A 14589-nucleotide genomic window follows, 5' to 3' on the forward strand; every position below is an offset into this window, starting at 1 on the left:
AAGCCGGGCAGGCTTGGCGGACGCTCTTCCCGCCAGGCCTGCCCGGCTTTGGCCTGCCTGGGGTGCCCGTAAGGGCCCCATGTCAAATCGAGCCGGCCCCAACCACCACCCTGAGCGTTCAACACGCGAGGGCCGGTCAGCCGGCCAGGTCTCGCACCGTGCAGCAGAGTTCTTGGGTGCGCACGGCATCGGCGTAGTCGCACACCAGCAGGCTCGGGTCCTGGTGCCGCACCGCGCTCAGGAACCGTTCATCCGCGATCACCAGCGGGTCGCGGCCGACGGGGAGTTCGTGGCCGCCCTCGGCGTCCTCCCACCTCAACGCCTTGCTCGACAACGTCACCTTCCGCCCCTCGCAGAAGAACTCGATCCCAGCGTCCACAGTGCCGTGCAGGACACAGGTCGCCGTGAACACCCCCACCGCCCCCGAGCCGAACGCGAGCGTCGCCGCGCTCACCGTCGCCACGTCCAACCCGGGCTGGTCCACGAGCTCCGAACGCCGCGCCACCGCGTGCACCACCTCCGCCTCCCCGAGCAGGAAACGCGCCAGGTCGAACAAGTGCGTGGCCTGCTCGACCACCTGCCCACCGCTCTCCGCCTCGACCCGCCACCACGGCGCCGGCGGCACCAGCCCGTGCCACGCGGCCCGCACCAGGTGCGGCGGCGTCTCGGCGAGCATCCGGCGCAGCTCGGGAATCACCTCCGTCCCCCGCCAGTAGTAGCCGGCGCAGGCCATCACCCCCCTGTCCCGCAACCCCGCCTCCACCCGACGCGGCCCGACCACGTCCGTCCCGATCGGCTTCTCGACGTAGAACGGCACCCCGGCCTCGATGAGGGCGTGCTCGATCTCCCCGTGGGCCGCCGGCGGAACGCAGATCCACGCCGCGTCCACCTCTTCCCGCGCCAGCAACCCGGCAGTGTCCCGGTACGCCCGACCACCCCACCGCGCCGCCGCCTGCTCAACCCCGGACCGCCCGACGTGACCGACGATCTCAACCCCTAACCCGGCCAACGCCGCCGCGTGCCGACCCGCGATGTACCCGGTCCCGATCAACGCCACCTTCATCACGTCGCCTCCACCCCGCGCCAGACCTCGATCCGACTCCGCCAGTCCTCGGTGTGCCCGGGCGCGGGCGGCGGCGGGAACGCCGAAGGCAGACCCACCGCCATCAACGCCGCCCCGGTCGTCACGAGCCCGTCCCCCGCACGCCGGTAACGCCGCTCGGCGTCCAACCCCCGCAACCGGATCCGACGCGGCCCCTCCCCCACAGCCCCGCGCACCTGGTACACGAACACCACCACCTCACCCCGGTCACGGGACACGTACTGCACCGCGCACGGCCCGGTGTCCGACGGCGGCACGAGCCAGTGCTGGTCACCGTCGTGAATCGTCGGCCGCAGTCGCTTGTACTCGGCGATCAGCCCCGCCGCCCGCGCCCGCTCCTCCTCACCCCACCCCAGGATGTCGCCGGAGATCCCCAACACGCCCTGCATCGCGACGTGGAACCGGAACTCCGCCGGGCTGGTGCGGCCGGTGGTCGGCTCCGGCGCGTCGGCCACCCACCCGACCATCGCCCTCGGCGCGTAGGCACGGCTGAACCCGTACTGCACCCGCAAGCGGTCCGACGGGTCGGTGTTGTCGCTGACCTGCGCCAGGTCGGCCACACCGAGGATGCCCAGATCAGCCCGCCCACCCCCGCCCGCGCACGTCTCGACCATCAGGTCGGGGAACTCCGCGCGCAACCGCCCGATCACCTCGTAGACACCCCGGACGTGACGCACCCACACCTCGCGCCGCCGCGCCACCGGCGCCTGGGGCCAGCCCACCTCCGTGTACGGCCGGTTGTGGTCCCACTTGACGAAGTCGATCCGGTGTTCGCCCAACAGCGCGCGCACCCTCTCGAACACGCCCTCCCTCACGTCGTCCCGAGCGAAGTTGAGCACGAGTTGGTTGCGGGACAACGTGGTCTCGCGGTCCGGCAGGTGCAGCACCCAGTCCGGGTGGGCGCGGTGGAGGTCGCTGTCCGGGTTGACCATCTCGGGTTCCAACCAGATCCCGAAGTTCATCCCCAACCCGTGCACCTCGTCGATCAGCTCCCCCAAGCCCCGGGGGAACTTCACCGGGTCGACCACCCAGTCACCGAGCCCCGCGTGGTCGTCGGTCCGCCCCGCGAACCAGCCGTCGTCCACGACGAACAACTCGACCCCGAGCTCGGCCGCCCGGCTGGCGAGCCGGACCTGGTGACCCACCTCCACGTCGAACGACGTCGCCAGCCAGGTGTTGTAGTGCACGGGCGGCGGCGTGTCGCGGTGCCGTGCGGGCAGCACGTGGTCGCGCTGGTAGCGGTGCATCAGCCGGGCGGCCCCGTCGAGACCGCCGTCGCTGTGCCCGCACACCAGCGACGGGGTGCGGAAGTCCTCGCCCGGTTCGAGGTGCCAGGCGGAGTCGAACGGGTTCACGCCCGCGACCACGTGCAGCGCGTCGTTGCGCTCGGTCTCGAACACGATCGACCAGTTGCCGCTCCACGCCAACGCCCCGAACCAGACCGGCCCCTCCTCCCCCACCCTGCCGAGCGCGAACCAGGGGTTGGCTTCGTGGCTGGTGAACCCACGCCGGCTCTCGACCACCACCTTGCCCGGCGTCAGCTCGCGTCGGGTCAGCTGGTACTCGTCACCCCACCGGCCGTGCAGCGTCCACGACTCGTAGCGCGCGGGAGGCAGGCCGAGCACGGCGCTGGCGATGCGCTCCACCCGCAACGGCGCCGCGCCCCGGTTCTCCACCCGCACGTCACGCACCACGACGCCGTGCTCGACCACCGCCTCGAACCGGTGCTCCACCACGAGACCCGAACCCGGGTCCTCGAACACGAGCCGCAGCACGTCGTCCTCGACGTGGTCCTCGCGCAACGACAGCCGCGACACCGACGACCCGTCCTCACGGACCACCACCAGACCCGGCTCCTTGAACGCCCGGTCGCCGTGCACCGAGTACGCCAGCGGCACGCCGTCGAGGAAGTGGGCCTGCGACGGCCGGTTCCACGGCGTGTGCGGCAGGTACGAATCACCGCCCAGACCACCGCCGTCGCCGCCCCAGTGGTCGAGCACCAACGCCCCACCGTCCGCGACGGACAGCAGCATCGCGTTCCACGCCGTGCGCACCAACCAGGCCGGTCGCCCGGCGCAGGTGGTCCGACTGATAGCAGGCATCGCTCTCCCTCGATCTCGAGAAATCGCCCGGCTTTCGACGTACCGGGCCCTCGTCGGCCTTCAGCCACGAGCCGCAGCAGCGCTCCGCCCGAGCCCCGGTCGGCGGCGCCGGCCGCGGTCAGCCCTCCGGCGCGAGCCGCGCGTCGACCGCTTCGGCCGAGAAGACCTGGTCGATCACCATGTGCCGCGCCCCGTGCACACCCGCCCGGTCGCCGAGCCGGCTCTGCACGACCGCCAAGCTGCTGGTCAACGCCGACACGGTCCGCTCGTACAGCCGCTCGCGCACCGCGATGAGGAGGTGCTCGCGGGTGAGCGCGAGGTCGCCGCCGATCACCACGACGGTCGGGTTGAGCAGCGCCACCGCCGTCGCCAGCACCTCGCCCAGCAGCAGGCCCGCGTCCCGGACCAACGTGATCGCGTCCGCGTTGCCCTCCAGCACGAGGCGCACGACGTCACGGCTGGTCCGCGCCTCGATCCCCCGTTCGCCGAGCTGACGGGCCAGCGCCGCCCCGCTCGCGTGCGCGGCCAGGCAACCGGTCGCGCCGCACCGGCACCGCGCGCCGTCCACCGGCCGGGCGATCCGGATGTGGCCGATGTCCCCGCCCTGGCCGGTCGAGCCCCGCTCGGGCCGCCCGCCGAGGATCACCCCGGCCCCGATCCCGGTGCCCACCTTCACGAACAGCAGGTTGTCCACGTCCGGGTAGTGCTCGCGGACCTCGCCCAGCCCCAGCAGGTTGGCGTCGTTGTCCACGAACGCCGGGCACCCCAGGGCGTCGGCGAGCGTCTTCGCCACCGCGGTCCCGTGCCAGCCGGGCATGATCGGCGGCTGCACGGGCCGCCCGGTCCGGAAGTGGACGGGCGCGGGCAGCCCCACGCCGACCCCGGCGAGCGTGGCCCGATCCCGGCCGGCGCTCTTCAGCAGCTCGCGGCACCGCCGGATCACGAGCTTCAGCACCACGTCGGGGTCCTGGCCGATCAGCAGGTCCTCGGTGCGCTCGCCCAGCATCCGCCCGCCCGCGTCGGTCAACGCGAACCGCGCGTGCGTCGCGCCGAGATCGGCCGCCAGCACCAGCTTGTCGCTCTCCTCGAACGACAGCACCTCGGCCGGCCGCCCCGCCGTGCCGCGCCGCTGCTCGACCGCCCGGATGTACCCGGCGGAGATGAGCTGGCTGAGCCGCAGCGCGACCGTGGAGCGCGACAGGCCGGTGAGTTCCTGCAGGTCCTTGCGGGTCTTCACCCGACCGGACCGGACCAGCGCGAGGATCTCGCCCGGTGACGCCGTGAACCCGCTGCGCCCCACCCGGGATTCCCTCCTCGCCAGAGGTGTCGGACCCGCTGCCACCACCGCGTTCAGCCCTTCTCCGCGCCGCTGGTCAGCCCTTGTGAGAGTAGCCGTTCGGTCAGGAAGAACAGCAGCACCACCGGCACCGTGATCACGACCGACCCGGCCATGAGCACGGTGGTGGGGATCTCGATGCTGCCCGACAGCTGCGCGAGCCCGAGCGAGACGGTCCAGCTGTCGCGCCGTTCGACCAGGAAGAGCAGGGCGAACAGGAACTCGTTCCAGGCGATCATGAACACGAAGATGCCGGTCGCGATCACCGACGGCAGGGCCAGCGGCAGGCTGATCCGCCGGATGACGCCGACCCGGCTCAGGCCGTCGACCAGACCCGCCTCCTCGACGCTCGCCGGGATCGTGTCGAAGTAGTTCTTGAGCATGTAGATCGCCACGGGCACGGTCTGCGCGATGTAGACCAGCACCAGTCCGACCAGCGAGCCGCGCAGCTGCATCCGGGTGAGCAGCACGAACAGCGGGATCGCCAGCACGATGCCGGGGAACAGGTACACCGCCAGGAACAGCGAGCTGACGTGCCGCCTGCCGAAGAACTCCAGCCTGCTCACCGCGTACGCGCCGGGGATCGCGATCGCCAGCGCCAGCGCCACCGACGCCGTGGCCACGACGGCGCTGTTGCCCAGCAGGCTCAGGAACCCCTGACCGCCCCGCTCCACGGGCCGCAGCACGTCGACGTACGTGGCCAGGGTCAGCTCGCCGAGGTCGGGCAGCAGCGAGTCCGGCCGCCGCACCAGGTCCTCGATCGGCCGCACCGACAGCACCAGCATGGCGTAGAACGGCAGCAGCGTGGCGATCAGGAGGCACCCGATCACCACCGGCCGCAGCACGGCGATCACCGCCCGTTCGAACCGGTCGCGGGTCATGCGCCCGCCCCTTCCCGCCGCCGCAGCAGCCACAGGTAGGCGCCCAGCAGCACGGCCAGCACCAACGCCAGCAGCACGGACTGGGCGGCCGCGGCGCCGACGTTGCGCTGCACGGTCAGCAGCTCGTACACCCGCACGCTCACCACCTCCGTGCCCGCCGCGCCGCCGGTGAGCAGGAAGACGTCGTCGAACTCGTTGAACGTCCAGATGGTCCGCAGCACCACGAGCACCGCGATCACCGGCATCAGCTGCGGCAGCACGATGTGCCGGAACCGCTGCGTCGGCGTCGCGCCGTCCACGGTCGCGGCCTCCTCCTGCTCGCTCGGCAGCGCCGACAACCTGGCCAGCAGGAACAGGAACGCGAACGGGAAGTAGCGCCAGCCCTCGAACGCGATCACGGTGAGCAGCGCCGTGGGCACCGGCACGTCGAGGCCGAACAGGGTGATCTCGCCGCGTGCCCGCGACAGGAACGCGATCGGGTCGTCCCACCCGAACAGCCGCCTGCCCCAGCCGTTGACGAAGCCGAACTCCGGGTTGAGCAGCACCCGCCAGACGAACGTGACCGCCACGACCGGCGCCACGTAAGGGATGAGCATCGCGGCGCGCACGAACGACCGGCCGGGGAACGGTCGCCGCACCGCCAGTGCCGCGACCAGCCCCAACGCCACGGCGGCGAACGTCGAGCCGGCCGTGTAGACCACCGTCGTCCGCAGGCTGTCCCACATCACGTCCGACGCGAGCACGCGGGCGAAGTTGTCCAGCGTGAGCTTCTCGATCAGCCCCGTGCGGCCCACGTCGATCAGCCGCACGCGCTGGAACGCGATCAGCACCGACCACGCCAGCGGCACGAGCACGACCGCGAGCACGATCAGGAGCGTCGGGGTGAGCAGCAGCAACCCGGTGCGGGCGTCGTGCCGCCTCAGCGTGCGCGCCACCGCGGGCCCGCTACTCGCCGAGTTCCCGGGCGAGGGTGGCGGCCTGCTCGCTCGCCTTGCGCGCCGCCGCGGGCGCGTCTCCACCGCCGTTCACGGCCTCGGCCAACGCCTTGGGCACGACCAGTTGCCCGGCGACCGCGCCCGCGAGTTCCGCTTTGCCCTGGGGGAAGCCCCACCGGCTGAAGCTGCGCGGGCTCTCCTGCACCACCCGCAACGTCTCCTCGTCGTAGAACTTCGACAGCGGCGCCTTGGTGTCGACGCCGACGTCGAGCGCGCGCCACGCCTCGACGTACTGCCGCGGGTTGTCCTTGGTGCCCGCGCGGACGGGCACCTTGCCCTCGGGCGCGATGGCCAGCCAGTCCCGGTACCCGTCGGTCATCAGGTGCTCGACGAGCTTCTTCGCGTCGTCCGTGGCGGCGTCCTTGAGCACCGCGAACGACGCCGTCTCGCCGAAGGTGGTCGCCTCGCCGCCGTCGGGCCCGCTCAGCGCGGCCACCACGCCGGTGTTCCTCGCCAGGAACGTCGGGTCCGCCTGGCACTGCGGGCACGTGGGCAGCGCGTCGTTCCGCAGGCCGGCGAGCTCGTCGAGCAGGTACGACGACCAGATCACCATCGCCGACCGGCCCGCGAAGTACGTGGCGCGCGTGGTGTCGACGTCCTGGTTGCCCGCCACCGAGTGCCGGGTGATCAGGTCGGTGTAGAACTGGAACGCGCCGACGCACTCGGGGCTGTGCAGCGCCACCTGCCCGTCGTCCCCGACGAGCCCGCAGCCGTTGGCGAGCGCGAGGTGCTCGAACGTCTGGTGGGTGAACACGTCGGCGGGCGAGGTGGCGGCGGTGATCCCGGCGACGTCGCCCTGATCGAGCCGTTCGGCGGCCTGCCGGATCGCGTCGTAGCTGGTCGGCGGGCGCAACCCGGCCGCGGCGAACAGGTCCTTGCGGAAGAACAGGAGTTGGGCCCACCCGTCGCTGGGCACGACGAGCTGCGCGTCGCCCTCGCGGGTCAGCTCCAGCGACTGCGGCGCGAACGTGTCCGCGCCGAGGCCGTCCACGATCTGCTTGGCCGCGTCGGTGTCGAGCAGGTCGTCGGTGCGCAACCGGCTCATGATCGGCAGGGAGATCGACCCGATCACGTCGGGCAGCTCGCCGGACGCGGCGGCCGAGGTCAGCACGGTGGTGAGCTGGTTCTCGGCGATCGCGACCACCTCGGTCTCGATGCCGGTCCGCTCGGTGAACCGCGCCAGCAGGCGTTCCTGGGCGCGCACGCGGTCGGCGGTGTCCTCGATGGTCCAGAAGACCAGCGGGCCGTCCGCCCCGCCACCGGGATCGCCGCTGCCGCAGGCCGACAGCACGAGGGCGACGGGCGCCGCGGCGGCGAGCAGGCGCAGTCCACGTCGGGTCATGGTTGCTCCCTTCCGGCGGTCCGCGACCTCTCACGGGCCGGGGCCGGGTGTTCGGTGGCGCCACTGAACACCCCGGTTTGTCCCGTGACAACCGCCAATCCGGACGTGACTTCGGGCCCGCACCCGGGGTGTTGGCAAGCCGTTCGCCGATCGGGCCGCACCGGGATCGGGATGCCGCATTGTCGTTTTGACTGATGACGGGATTAATGTCGGCCATGCCGCAGTGGAAGATCGCCTGTCAGGAGCAGCTGCTCCCGGGCGCCTCGATCGAGCAGAAGTGGGAGTTCGCGCAGTCGGCGGGTTTCGCCGGCATCGCGCTGCGCACGCGGGGCGGCGAGGCGTTCGCGAGCAGACTGGCCGGGCTGGAGCGCGCGGCCGGCAACGGTGTCGTGATGCCTTCCGTGCGCCTGGACGTGCCGCCCCACGTCGGTGACGTCGATCGGCAGGTGTCCTCCATCGCGGCGCTGGGTGCGCTGGCCGTGGTGGTGCCGGTGTCCGACACGCGCCGGGTGCCGCTGCCTCGTTCGTCCACACAGGACAGCCCGGATCACGGCGCGCCGGCGCACGGCCTGCTGACCGACGGCCTGCGCCGCCTCGCCGAGCGGACCGCGCGGGAGGGCTTGTCGCTGTGCCTGCTGCCGGTCAACCGCTACGAGGGCCAGCCCGTCAACACGCTCGACCAGGCGGCGGAGCTGTGCCGCGCGGTGGGGTCCGCGCGGGTCGCGGCGGGCACGTTCCACATGAACATCGAGGAAGCCGACCCCGCCGGCGCGCTGCTGGCCGCGGGGCCGTGGCTCGGGCACGTCGAGCTCGCCGACTCCAACGGGCTCGAACCAGGCGCGGGCCACCTCGACTGGCCCTCGCTCTTCGCGGCGCTCGACGCCGCCGCGTACGAGGGGTGGGCGAGCGTCGCGTGCCGGCTGTCCGGTCCGGCCGACTCGGCGTTACCGGCGGCGGTCGGCGTGCTGCGCCAGGCGGGCGGATGAGGTGGTGACCATCGGGACGACACCGGAGCCACGCGCGCCGGACATCGCCGACCTGCGGCGCAAGGCCGCCGCGACCCTGCTGCGGAACTGGCGCGGGTCGGCCACCGTGCCGACGAGCGCGCTCTACCCGCACCAGTGGAGCTGGGACTCGGCGTTCATCGCCATCGGCCAGGCGCACCTGAGCCCGCGGCGGGCGTTCGCGGAGCTGACCGCGTTGCACGGCGCGCAGTGGGGTGACGGGCGGGTGCCGCAGATCGTGTTCAACCCCGCCGTGCCGGAGGACGCCTACTTCCCCGGTCCGGCGTTCTGGCGACCGCTGCCGCGGCACGGGCCACCGGCCGGTGTGCCGACCACGGGCCTGGTCCAGCCGCCGGTGCACGCCGCCGCCGTGCTCGCCGTCGCCGAACGCCACCCCGGTCAGGCCACCGACGCGGCCGTCCGGCGCCTGTACCCGCGGCTCGCGCGCTCGCACGACTACCTGTTCGAGCGGCGACGCGTGGCGTCCGGGCTGGTCGGCATCGTGCACCCGTGGGAGTCGGGGCTGGACAACAGCCCGGCGTGGGACGAGCCGCTCGGCGCGGTCGACCCCGGCCTGGCCGACGACATCACGGTCCTGCGGCGCGACCTGCGCCACGCCGACGCCGGGCACCGGCCGACGGACGACGACTACGCGCGTTACATGGGCATCGTCGCCGCCTACCGCGACCGCGGTTACGCCGACGACGACCTGCTCAGCCTGCCGTTCTGCGCCGTGGACCCGTTGTTCTGCGCGGTGCTCGCCTGGTCGGAGCACGCGTTGGCGACGCTCGCCCGGCGCGTCGGCGTCGACCCGGGCCGGCACGTCGAGCGGGCGCGGGAGTTGGCGCACCAGCTCCACACCCGGCTGTTCGACCCGGTGCTGGGGTGCTACGTGGCGCTCGACGCGCGCACCGGGCGCCGGCTCGCCAAGCGCACGGTGTCCGGCCTCGTGCCGCTGCTGCTGCCCGGCGGGCACCGGTCGGCGCTGCTGGCGACGCTCACCGGGCCGGCGTTCGCGGCTCCGGGCGTGCGCGGCGTGCCCAGCTACGACCTCACCGCGCCCGACGCCGACCCGCGCCGGTACTGGCGCGGACCGACCTGGCTCAACACCACGTGGTTGTTGTGGCGGGCGCTGCTCGCGCACGGCGAGACCCGCCACGCCGAACGGCTGGCGTCCGACATGGTCGGCCTGGTCTCCGGCGCCGGGTTCCGGGAGTACTTCCACCCGGTGACCGGCGAAGGTCTCGGCTCCGACCACTTCAGCTGGACGGCGGCGCTCCTGCTGGACGTCCTCGCGCGTGAACCGGAAGGGCGGCGATGGGAACGGTAGTGCGGCTGGACGCGCCCGGATGCGTCTCGATCACGGAGGAACCCGACCCGCCGCTGCACGCGACCGGCGTCCGCCTGCGCACGCTGTACTCGGGGATCTCGGCGGGCACGGAGCTGACCCAGTACCGCGGCACCAACGCGCACCTGGTGAAGACGTGGGATCCCGACACGCGCCTGTTCGTGCCGGGTCGGCCGGCGGTCGCGTACCCGACCGTGGTGGGCTACGAGGAGGTCGGCGAGGTGGTCGAGGTCGGCGGCGAGGTCACCGCGGTCCGGCCCGGCCAGGTCGTGTGGGGCGTGTGGGGGCACCGCTCGGGCACCGTGGTGGAGGAGGGGTACGCGGCGGCACGGGTGCTCGACCCGGCGGCGGACCCGGTGCTGGGGATCTTCAGCCACATCGGCTCGGTCGCGCTCAACGTCGTGCTGGACGCCGACATCCACGTCGGCGAGACGGTCGTGGTGTTCGGCCTCGGCGTGGTGGGGCAGATCGTCGCGCAACTCGCCCGGCGCAACGGCGCGCGGGTGATCGGCGTCGACCCGCTCCCGGACCGGCTGGAGCTCGCCCGGGCGCTGGGCGCGGACGTGGCGCTGGACGCCCGCGAGGGCGGGATCGCCGAGCAGGTCCGCGCGTTGACGTCCGGTCGCGGCGCGGACGTCGCCCTGGAGGTGAGCGGCAACCCCAAGGCGCTGCACGAGGCCGTCCGCACGGTCGCCTACAACGCGCGCGTCGTCACGGGCGGCTTCCACCAGGGCGAGGCGCGCGGCCTGTTCCTCGGCGAGGAGTTCCACCACAACCGGGTCGACCTGGTCTGCTCGCAGATCTCCGGCGTCGCGCCCGGTCTCGCGCACCGGTGGGACCGCGAGCGGCTCAACGCCACCGTCATCGACCTGGCGGTGGCGCAAGACGTGCTGCTGCGGCCGTTGGTGTCGCACGTAGTGCCGTTCACCGACGCCGCGTGGGCCTACGACCTGCTCGACTCCCGGCCGGACCAGGTGACGCAGGTGGTGCTGGAGTTCCCGGCGCCGGATGGGTACGACCACCGGCGCGGCGACGCCTAGCGCCCCGCCCCCTCGGCGGTGGCGTCGGTGGGACATCGGTGGTTTCGCCTGTCCCCCACGTCCTCGCTGGCCGCGGGTGGGTCCGGTGCGCCAGATTCCGATTGCGCCGCACCAAATCCACCTACGCCACCGATGGAGAAACCCATGCGATTGCGCAGTGCGATTCTCACCGTCCTCGCCCTGGCCGGGGTGCTGACCGCGACGAGCGCCGGCCCGGTCGGCGCAGCGGCCGAAACCGGGGCGCCGCCCTCGGTCATGGGCGGGTCCGGCCCCTACTCCGCGGGCTACGAGACGACCCTGAGGTTGACCAACCACACGATCTACCGGCCCAACACCCTGCCGACGGGCGTCAAGCTGCCCATCGTCGCCTGGGGCAACGGCGCGTGCCGCGCGGACGGGACGTGGTTCCAGAACATCCTGACCGAGTGGGCCTCGCACGGCTTCCTGGTCATCGCGAACGGCCGGCCGGGCGGCAGCGGCTCCACCGACTCGGACATGCTCGTCGACTCCATCGACTGGGCGATCGCCGAGAACTCCCGGCGCACCAGCAAGTACTACGGCCGGATCGACACCACCAAGATCGCCGTGATGGGCCAGTCGTGCGGCGGCATCGAGACCTACGAGGTGGCCGCCGACCCGCGGCTGACCACGACGGTGCTGTGGAACAGCGGCATGCTCAACGACTCGCAGAACTACCTGTTGCAGCGGCTGCGCGTGCCGATCGCCTACTTCATCGGCGGACCGACCGACATCGCCTACGAGAACGCGATGGACGACTGGCGACGGCTGCCCGCCGGGCTGCCCGCGTTCATGGGCAACCTCGATGTCGGGCACTTCGGCACGTTCGACCAGCCCAACGGCGGCGAGTTCGGCCGGGTCGGCGGGCACTGGCTCAAGTGGCACCTCAAGGGCGACCAGGCGAGCAAGGCGCAGTTCGTCGGCCCGAACTGCGGCCTGTGCGCCACCGAGTGGGACGTGATGCAGAAGAACCTGGTCTGACCTGCCCGAACGCCCCGTTGCCCGCCGCGGTCGTCGCGGCGGGCAGCGGTCGCGCCTGTGGTACGAACGGACCACAGCGCACAGGGCCGGGTGCGGCTACGGTCGGGGCCGTGCGGTCGAGGCGACTTCGGCCGCGTCCCCCTGTCACGCACGCGCACGCCGGCGCCGTTCGGCTTCGAGGAGATTCACCCATGCACGTCAATCGCACGCTGGTCGCTTCCGTGGGCGCGCTCGCGCTCCTGCTGTCGGCCTGCGGTGACGCCACCACGGGCACCGCCGCGCCCGCCGCCACCACCGAGGCGACGACGGAGAAGACCACGTCGAGCGCCGCGACGAAGAGCTCGGCCACCACCACCGCCGACGCGCCGGCCGGCGACGTCACCGCCCCCGGCGCCAAGCTCAAGGTCGGCGAGCGCGCGGTGGTCCCGTTCAAGTACGGCTCGGACAAGAACGGCACGGTCGCCATCACCGTCACGGCGATCGACCAGGGCGCCAACGCCGACCTGGCCGCGTTCGGCGAGAAGGCCAAGGGCATCACCCCGTTCTACATCAGGGTCACCGTGGAGAACGTCGGCGGCACCGACCTGTCCTACAGCTCGCTGAGCCTGCGTGCGCTCGGCGCGGACGGCAAGGGCACCGGCGTGATCATCAGCGGTGACACGAAGCAGTGCGAGTCGGAGACGGCGAAGAAGGACTTCACCACGGCGGGCGCGAAGTACGAGACGTGCGTGCTCCAGGGAGCCCGCGAGGGCGCGACCGTCGCGGGCGCGAGCTACGCCAACGGCGACGGCTACGAGGACTCCCCGATCACCTGGTCGAAGTGACCTCAGGTCACCGGCTCACGGGCAGCTCGCAGACGCGGTAGCCGAGCCCGTCGCGCTTGACCGGGATCCGCTCGAAGTCCGCCGCGAGCCGCAGGTCCGGCAGCCGTCGGCGCGGGGTGCGGTAGGCGGTCTCCGGCTCCGGCCACGCCCTGCGTCAGGTCGGCGGCGGGTCGGAGAGGCGCCCCGCCGCCTCGGGCAGGGGTAGCTCGGCGGGCTCCGCGGTCATGGTCGTGCTCCCGGGGCGAGGACCTGGCCGAGCAGGCTCTGCCGGAGCCGTCGCGCTTGTTTGGGCATGTTCCAGCCGAGGACGCCGACGGGTTCGCCGGCCTGCTCGTAGAGCGCGACGAACCGCCGCGCGGTGACGTCACCGTCCACGACGGACACCTCCGCGTCGACCGGCAGCCGGCCGAAGACCTGGAGCTTGGCGTCGAACTGGTCGGTCCAGAAATAGGGCACGGGCGTGTACGCGCGGTCCGCGCCCAGGATGTTGTCGGCCACGACCGCGGCCTGCTCGGCGGCGTTGGTCCGGTTCTCCAGGCGCAGCAAGGCGCCCAGGTGCTCGTGGTGCCACCGCGCCACGTCGCCGACCGCGTAGACGCCGTCCGCGGCACGGCACCTCGCGTCGCACACCACGCCGTTGTCGAGCCGGAGTCCGCTGTCGAGCAGCCAGTCGGTGTTGGGGACGGCGCCCAGCGCGACCACGACCACGTCGGCCGGCAGGACGTCGCCGGTGGCCGACCGCACGCCGGTCACGCGCCCGTCCCGCCCGGTCAGGCCGAGCACGGCGGCCCCGAGCCGCAGCCGCACGCCGTTCCCCGCGTGCAGGTCGGCGAGCAGGCCGGACGCGAGCGGTCCCAGCTGGGCGGCCAGGGGTGCGGCCTGCGGCCCGGCGAGGGTGACGTCCAGGCCGAGGCCGCGCGCCGTGGCGGCGACCTCCGCGCCGAGCACGCCGTCGCCGACGACCACGAGCCGTTCGGCGGCGAGCAGGTCGGCCCGCAACGCCACCGCGTCGTCCACGGTGCGCAGCACGTGCACACCGCCCAACCCGCCCTGGTCGGGCAGGGTCCTCGGCCGCACGCCGGTGGCGACGACCACGGCGTCGGCCCGCAGCACGGCCCCGGACGCGGTGCGGACGGCGCGCGTGGCCGGGTCCAGGGACACCGCCGGGTCGCCCGGCAGGTGCGTCGCGCCCAACTCCTCGAACAAGTCCGGGCCGCGCAGCTGGGCGCGTTCGGGCTCCCAGGCGCCGGCGAGGACCTGCTTGGACAGCGGCGGCCGGTCGTACGGCGGGTGCGCCTCGTCGCCGAGCAGGGTCAACCCGCCGGTGAAACCCTTGCGGCGCAAAGCTTCCGCAGTGGCCAGGCCGGCCGCCGAGGCGCCGACGACGAGCACGTCGGACACCTCAGTCACGCCCGGTCACCCAGCAGGATCGCCGCCGCCGGGCACACGTCGGCCGCCTCGCGGACCGCGGCGTGCAGGTGCTCGGCGGGTTCGGGGTCGAGCAGCACGACCACGCCGTCCTCGTCCCGCTGGTCGAACACGTCGGGCGCGGCCAGCACGCACGAGCCCGCCCCGCAGCACTTGTCCTCGTCCACGGAGACCTTCATCGGTCGCAC

At 73.0% G+C, this 14589-nt stretch carries 13 protein-coding genes; 5 read left to right on the forward strand and 8 right to left on the reverse strand.

Annotated features, from left to right (window positions below; all coding sequences use genetic code 11):
* Positions 1 to 136 precede the first annotated feature (136 nt).
* The 6 genes from ACZ7GX_RS19445 to ACZ7GX_RS19470 form a co-directional block, all read right to left on the reverse strand.
* Positions 137 to 1063 (reverse strand): Gfo/Idh/MocA family protein, encoded by a 927-nt coding sequence (locus tag ACZ7GX_RS19445; protein WP_498778435.1) that lies wholly within the window; start codon positions 1061 to 1063, stop codon positions 137 to 139.
* Positions 1063 to 3204: an alpha-galactosidase gene (locus tag ACZ7GX_RS19450; RefSeq protein ID WP_498778436.1), complete on the reverse strand. Its 2142-nt coding sequence runs from the start codon at positions 3202 to 3204 to the stop codon at positions 1063 to 1065. Before ACZ7GX_RS19450 ends, ACZ7GX_RS19445 begins: the two co-directional genes overlap by 1 nt.
* Before the next feature lie 118 nt (positions 3205 to 3322).
* Positions 3323 to 4504 carry an ROK family protein gene (locus tag ACZ7GX_RS19455; RefSeq protein WP_498778437.1) on the reverse strand — a complete coding sequence of 394 codons (1182 nt, stop codon included), beginning with the start codon at positions 4502 to 4504 and terminating at the stop codon, positions 3323 to 3325.
* Between the two features lie 50 nt (positions 4505 to 4554).
* On the reverse strand, positions 4555 to 5421 hold the full coding sequence (locus ACZ7GX_RS19460; RefSeq protein WP_498778438.1) for a carbohydrate ABC transporter permease: 867 nt from the start codon (positions 5419 to 5421) through the stop codon (positions 4555 to 4557).
* Positions 5418 to 6356, reverse strand: coding sequence for a carbohydrate ABC transporter permease (locus ACZ7GX_RS19465; RefSeq protein ID WP_498778439.1), 939 nt, complete (start codon positions 6354 to 6356; stop codon positions 5418 to 5420). Before ACZ7GX_RS19465 ends, ACZ7GX_RS19460 begins: the two co-directional genes overlap by 4 nt.
* Positions 6357 to 6366: 10 nt before the next feature.
* A complete protein-coding gene (locus ACZ7GX_RS19470) occupies positions 6367 to 7758 on the reverse strand; it encodes an ABC transporter substrate-binding protein (protein WP_498778440.1) in 1392 nt (463 codons plus the stop codon).
* Positions 7759 to 7952: 194 nt separating this feature from the next.
* Between ACZ7GX_RS19470 and ACZ7GX_RS19475 the strand changes: the two genes are divergently transcribed.
* The 5 genes from ACZ7GX_RS19475 to ACZ7GX_RS19495 all read left to right on the forward strand — a co-directional run bounded on the left by ACZ7GX_RS19475 (position 7953) and on the right by ACZ7GX_RS19495 (position 12973).
* Positions 7953 to 8744, forward strand: coding sequence for a TIM barrel protein (locus tag ACZ7GX_RS19475; RefSeq protein WP_498778441.1), 792 nt, complete (start codon positions 7953 to 7955; stop codon positions 8742 to 8744).
* A gap of 4 nt (positions 8745 to 8748) precedes the next feature.
* On the forward strand, positions 8749 to 10092 hold the full coding sequence (locus ACZ7GX_RS19480; RefSeq protein WP_498778442.1) for an MGH1-like glycoside hydrolase domain-containing protein: 1344 nt from the start codon (positions 8749 to 8751) through the stop codon (positions 10090 to 10092).
* Complete coding sequence (locus tag ACZ7GX_RS19485) at positions 10080 to 11150, forward strand: zinc-dependent alcohol dehydrogenase (protein ID WP_498778443.1); 1071 nt, start codon at positions 10080 to 10082, stop codon at positions 11148 to 11150. The genes ACZ7GX_RS19480 and ACZ7GX_RS19485 overlap by 13 nt, the downstream gene beginning before the upstream one ends.
* 144 nt (positions 11151 to 11294) lie before the next feature.
* Positions 11295 to 12149 (forward strand): poly(ethylene terephthalate) hydrolase family protein, encoded by an 855-nt coding sequence (locus ACZ7GX_RS19490; RefSeq protein WP_498778444.1) that lies wholly within the window; start codon positions 11295 to 11297, stop codon positions 12147 to 12149.
* Between the two features lie 191 nt (positions 12150 to 12340).
* On the forward strand, positions 12341 to 12973 hold the full coding sequence (locus ACZ7GX_RS19495) for a hypothetical protein (protein WP_498778445.1): 633 nt from the start codon (positions 12341 to 12343) through the stop codon (positions 12971 to 12973).
* Positions 12974 to 13195: 222 nt separating this feature from the next.
* Here the strand turns inward: ACZ7GX_RS19495 and ACZ7GX_RS19500 are convergent, their stop codons facing one another.
* Positions 13196 to 14383 (reverse strand): NAD(P)/FAD-dependent oxidoreductase, encoded by a 1188-nt coding sequence (locus ACZ7GX_RS19500; protein ID WP_498778446.1) that lies wholly within the window; start codon positions 14381 to 14383, stop codon positions 13196 to 13198.
* On the reverse strand, positions 14380 to 14580 hold the full coding sequence (locus tag ACZ7GX_RS19505) for a ferredoxin (protein ID WP_053719766.1): 201 nt from the start codon (positions 14578 to 14580) through the stop codon (positions 14380 to 14382). The genes ACZ7GX_RS19500 and ACZ7GX_RS19505 overlap by 4 nt, the downstream gene beginning before the upstream one ends.
* Positions 14581 to 14589 lie beyond the last annotated feature (9 nt).

It is taken from the genome of Actinosynnema sp. NPDC037264 (assembly GCF_055603705.1).

Bases quoted from the DNA above. Each gene is read 5' to 3' on its own strand.
- ACZ7GX_RS19505 (WP_053719766.1), bottom strand. From the start codon at position 14,580: ATGAAGGTCTCCGTGGACGAGGACAAGTGCTGCGGGGCGGGCTCGTGC.
- ACZ7GX_RS19485 (WP_498778443.1), top strand. From the start codon at position 10,080: ATGGGAACGGTAGTGCGGCTGGACGCGCCCGGATGCGTCTCGATCACG.
- ACZ7GX_RS19470 (WP_498778440.1), bottom strand. From the start codon at position 7,758: ATGACCCGACGTGGACTGCGCCTGCTCGCCGCCGCGGCGCCCGTCGCC.
- ACZ7GX_RS19495 (WP_498778445.1), top strand. From the start codon at position 12,341: ATGCACGTCAATCGCACGCTGGTCGCTTCCGTGGGCGCGCTCGCGCTC.
- ACZ7GX_RS19450 (WP_498778436.1), bottom strand. From the start codon at position 3,204: ATGCCTGCTATCAGTCGGACCACCTGCGCCGGGCGACCGGCCTGGTTG.
- ACZ7GX_RS19475 (WP_498778441.1), top strand. From the start codon at position 7,953: ATGACGGGATTAATGTCGGCCATGCCGCAGTGGAAGATCGCCTGTCAG.
- ACZ7GX_RS19490 (WP_498778444.1), top strand. From the start codon at position 11,295: ATGCGATTGCGCAGTGCGATTCTCACCGTCCTCGCCCTGGCCGGGGTG.
- ACZ7GX_RS19460 (WP_498778438.1), bottom strand. From the start codon at position 5,421: ATGACCCGCGACCGGTTCGAACGGGCGGTGATCGCCGTGCTGCGGCCG.
- ACZ7GX_RS19445 (WP_498778435.1), bottom strand. From the start codon at position 1,063: ATGAAGGTGGCGTTGATCGGGACCGGGTACATCGCGGGTCGGCACGCG.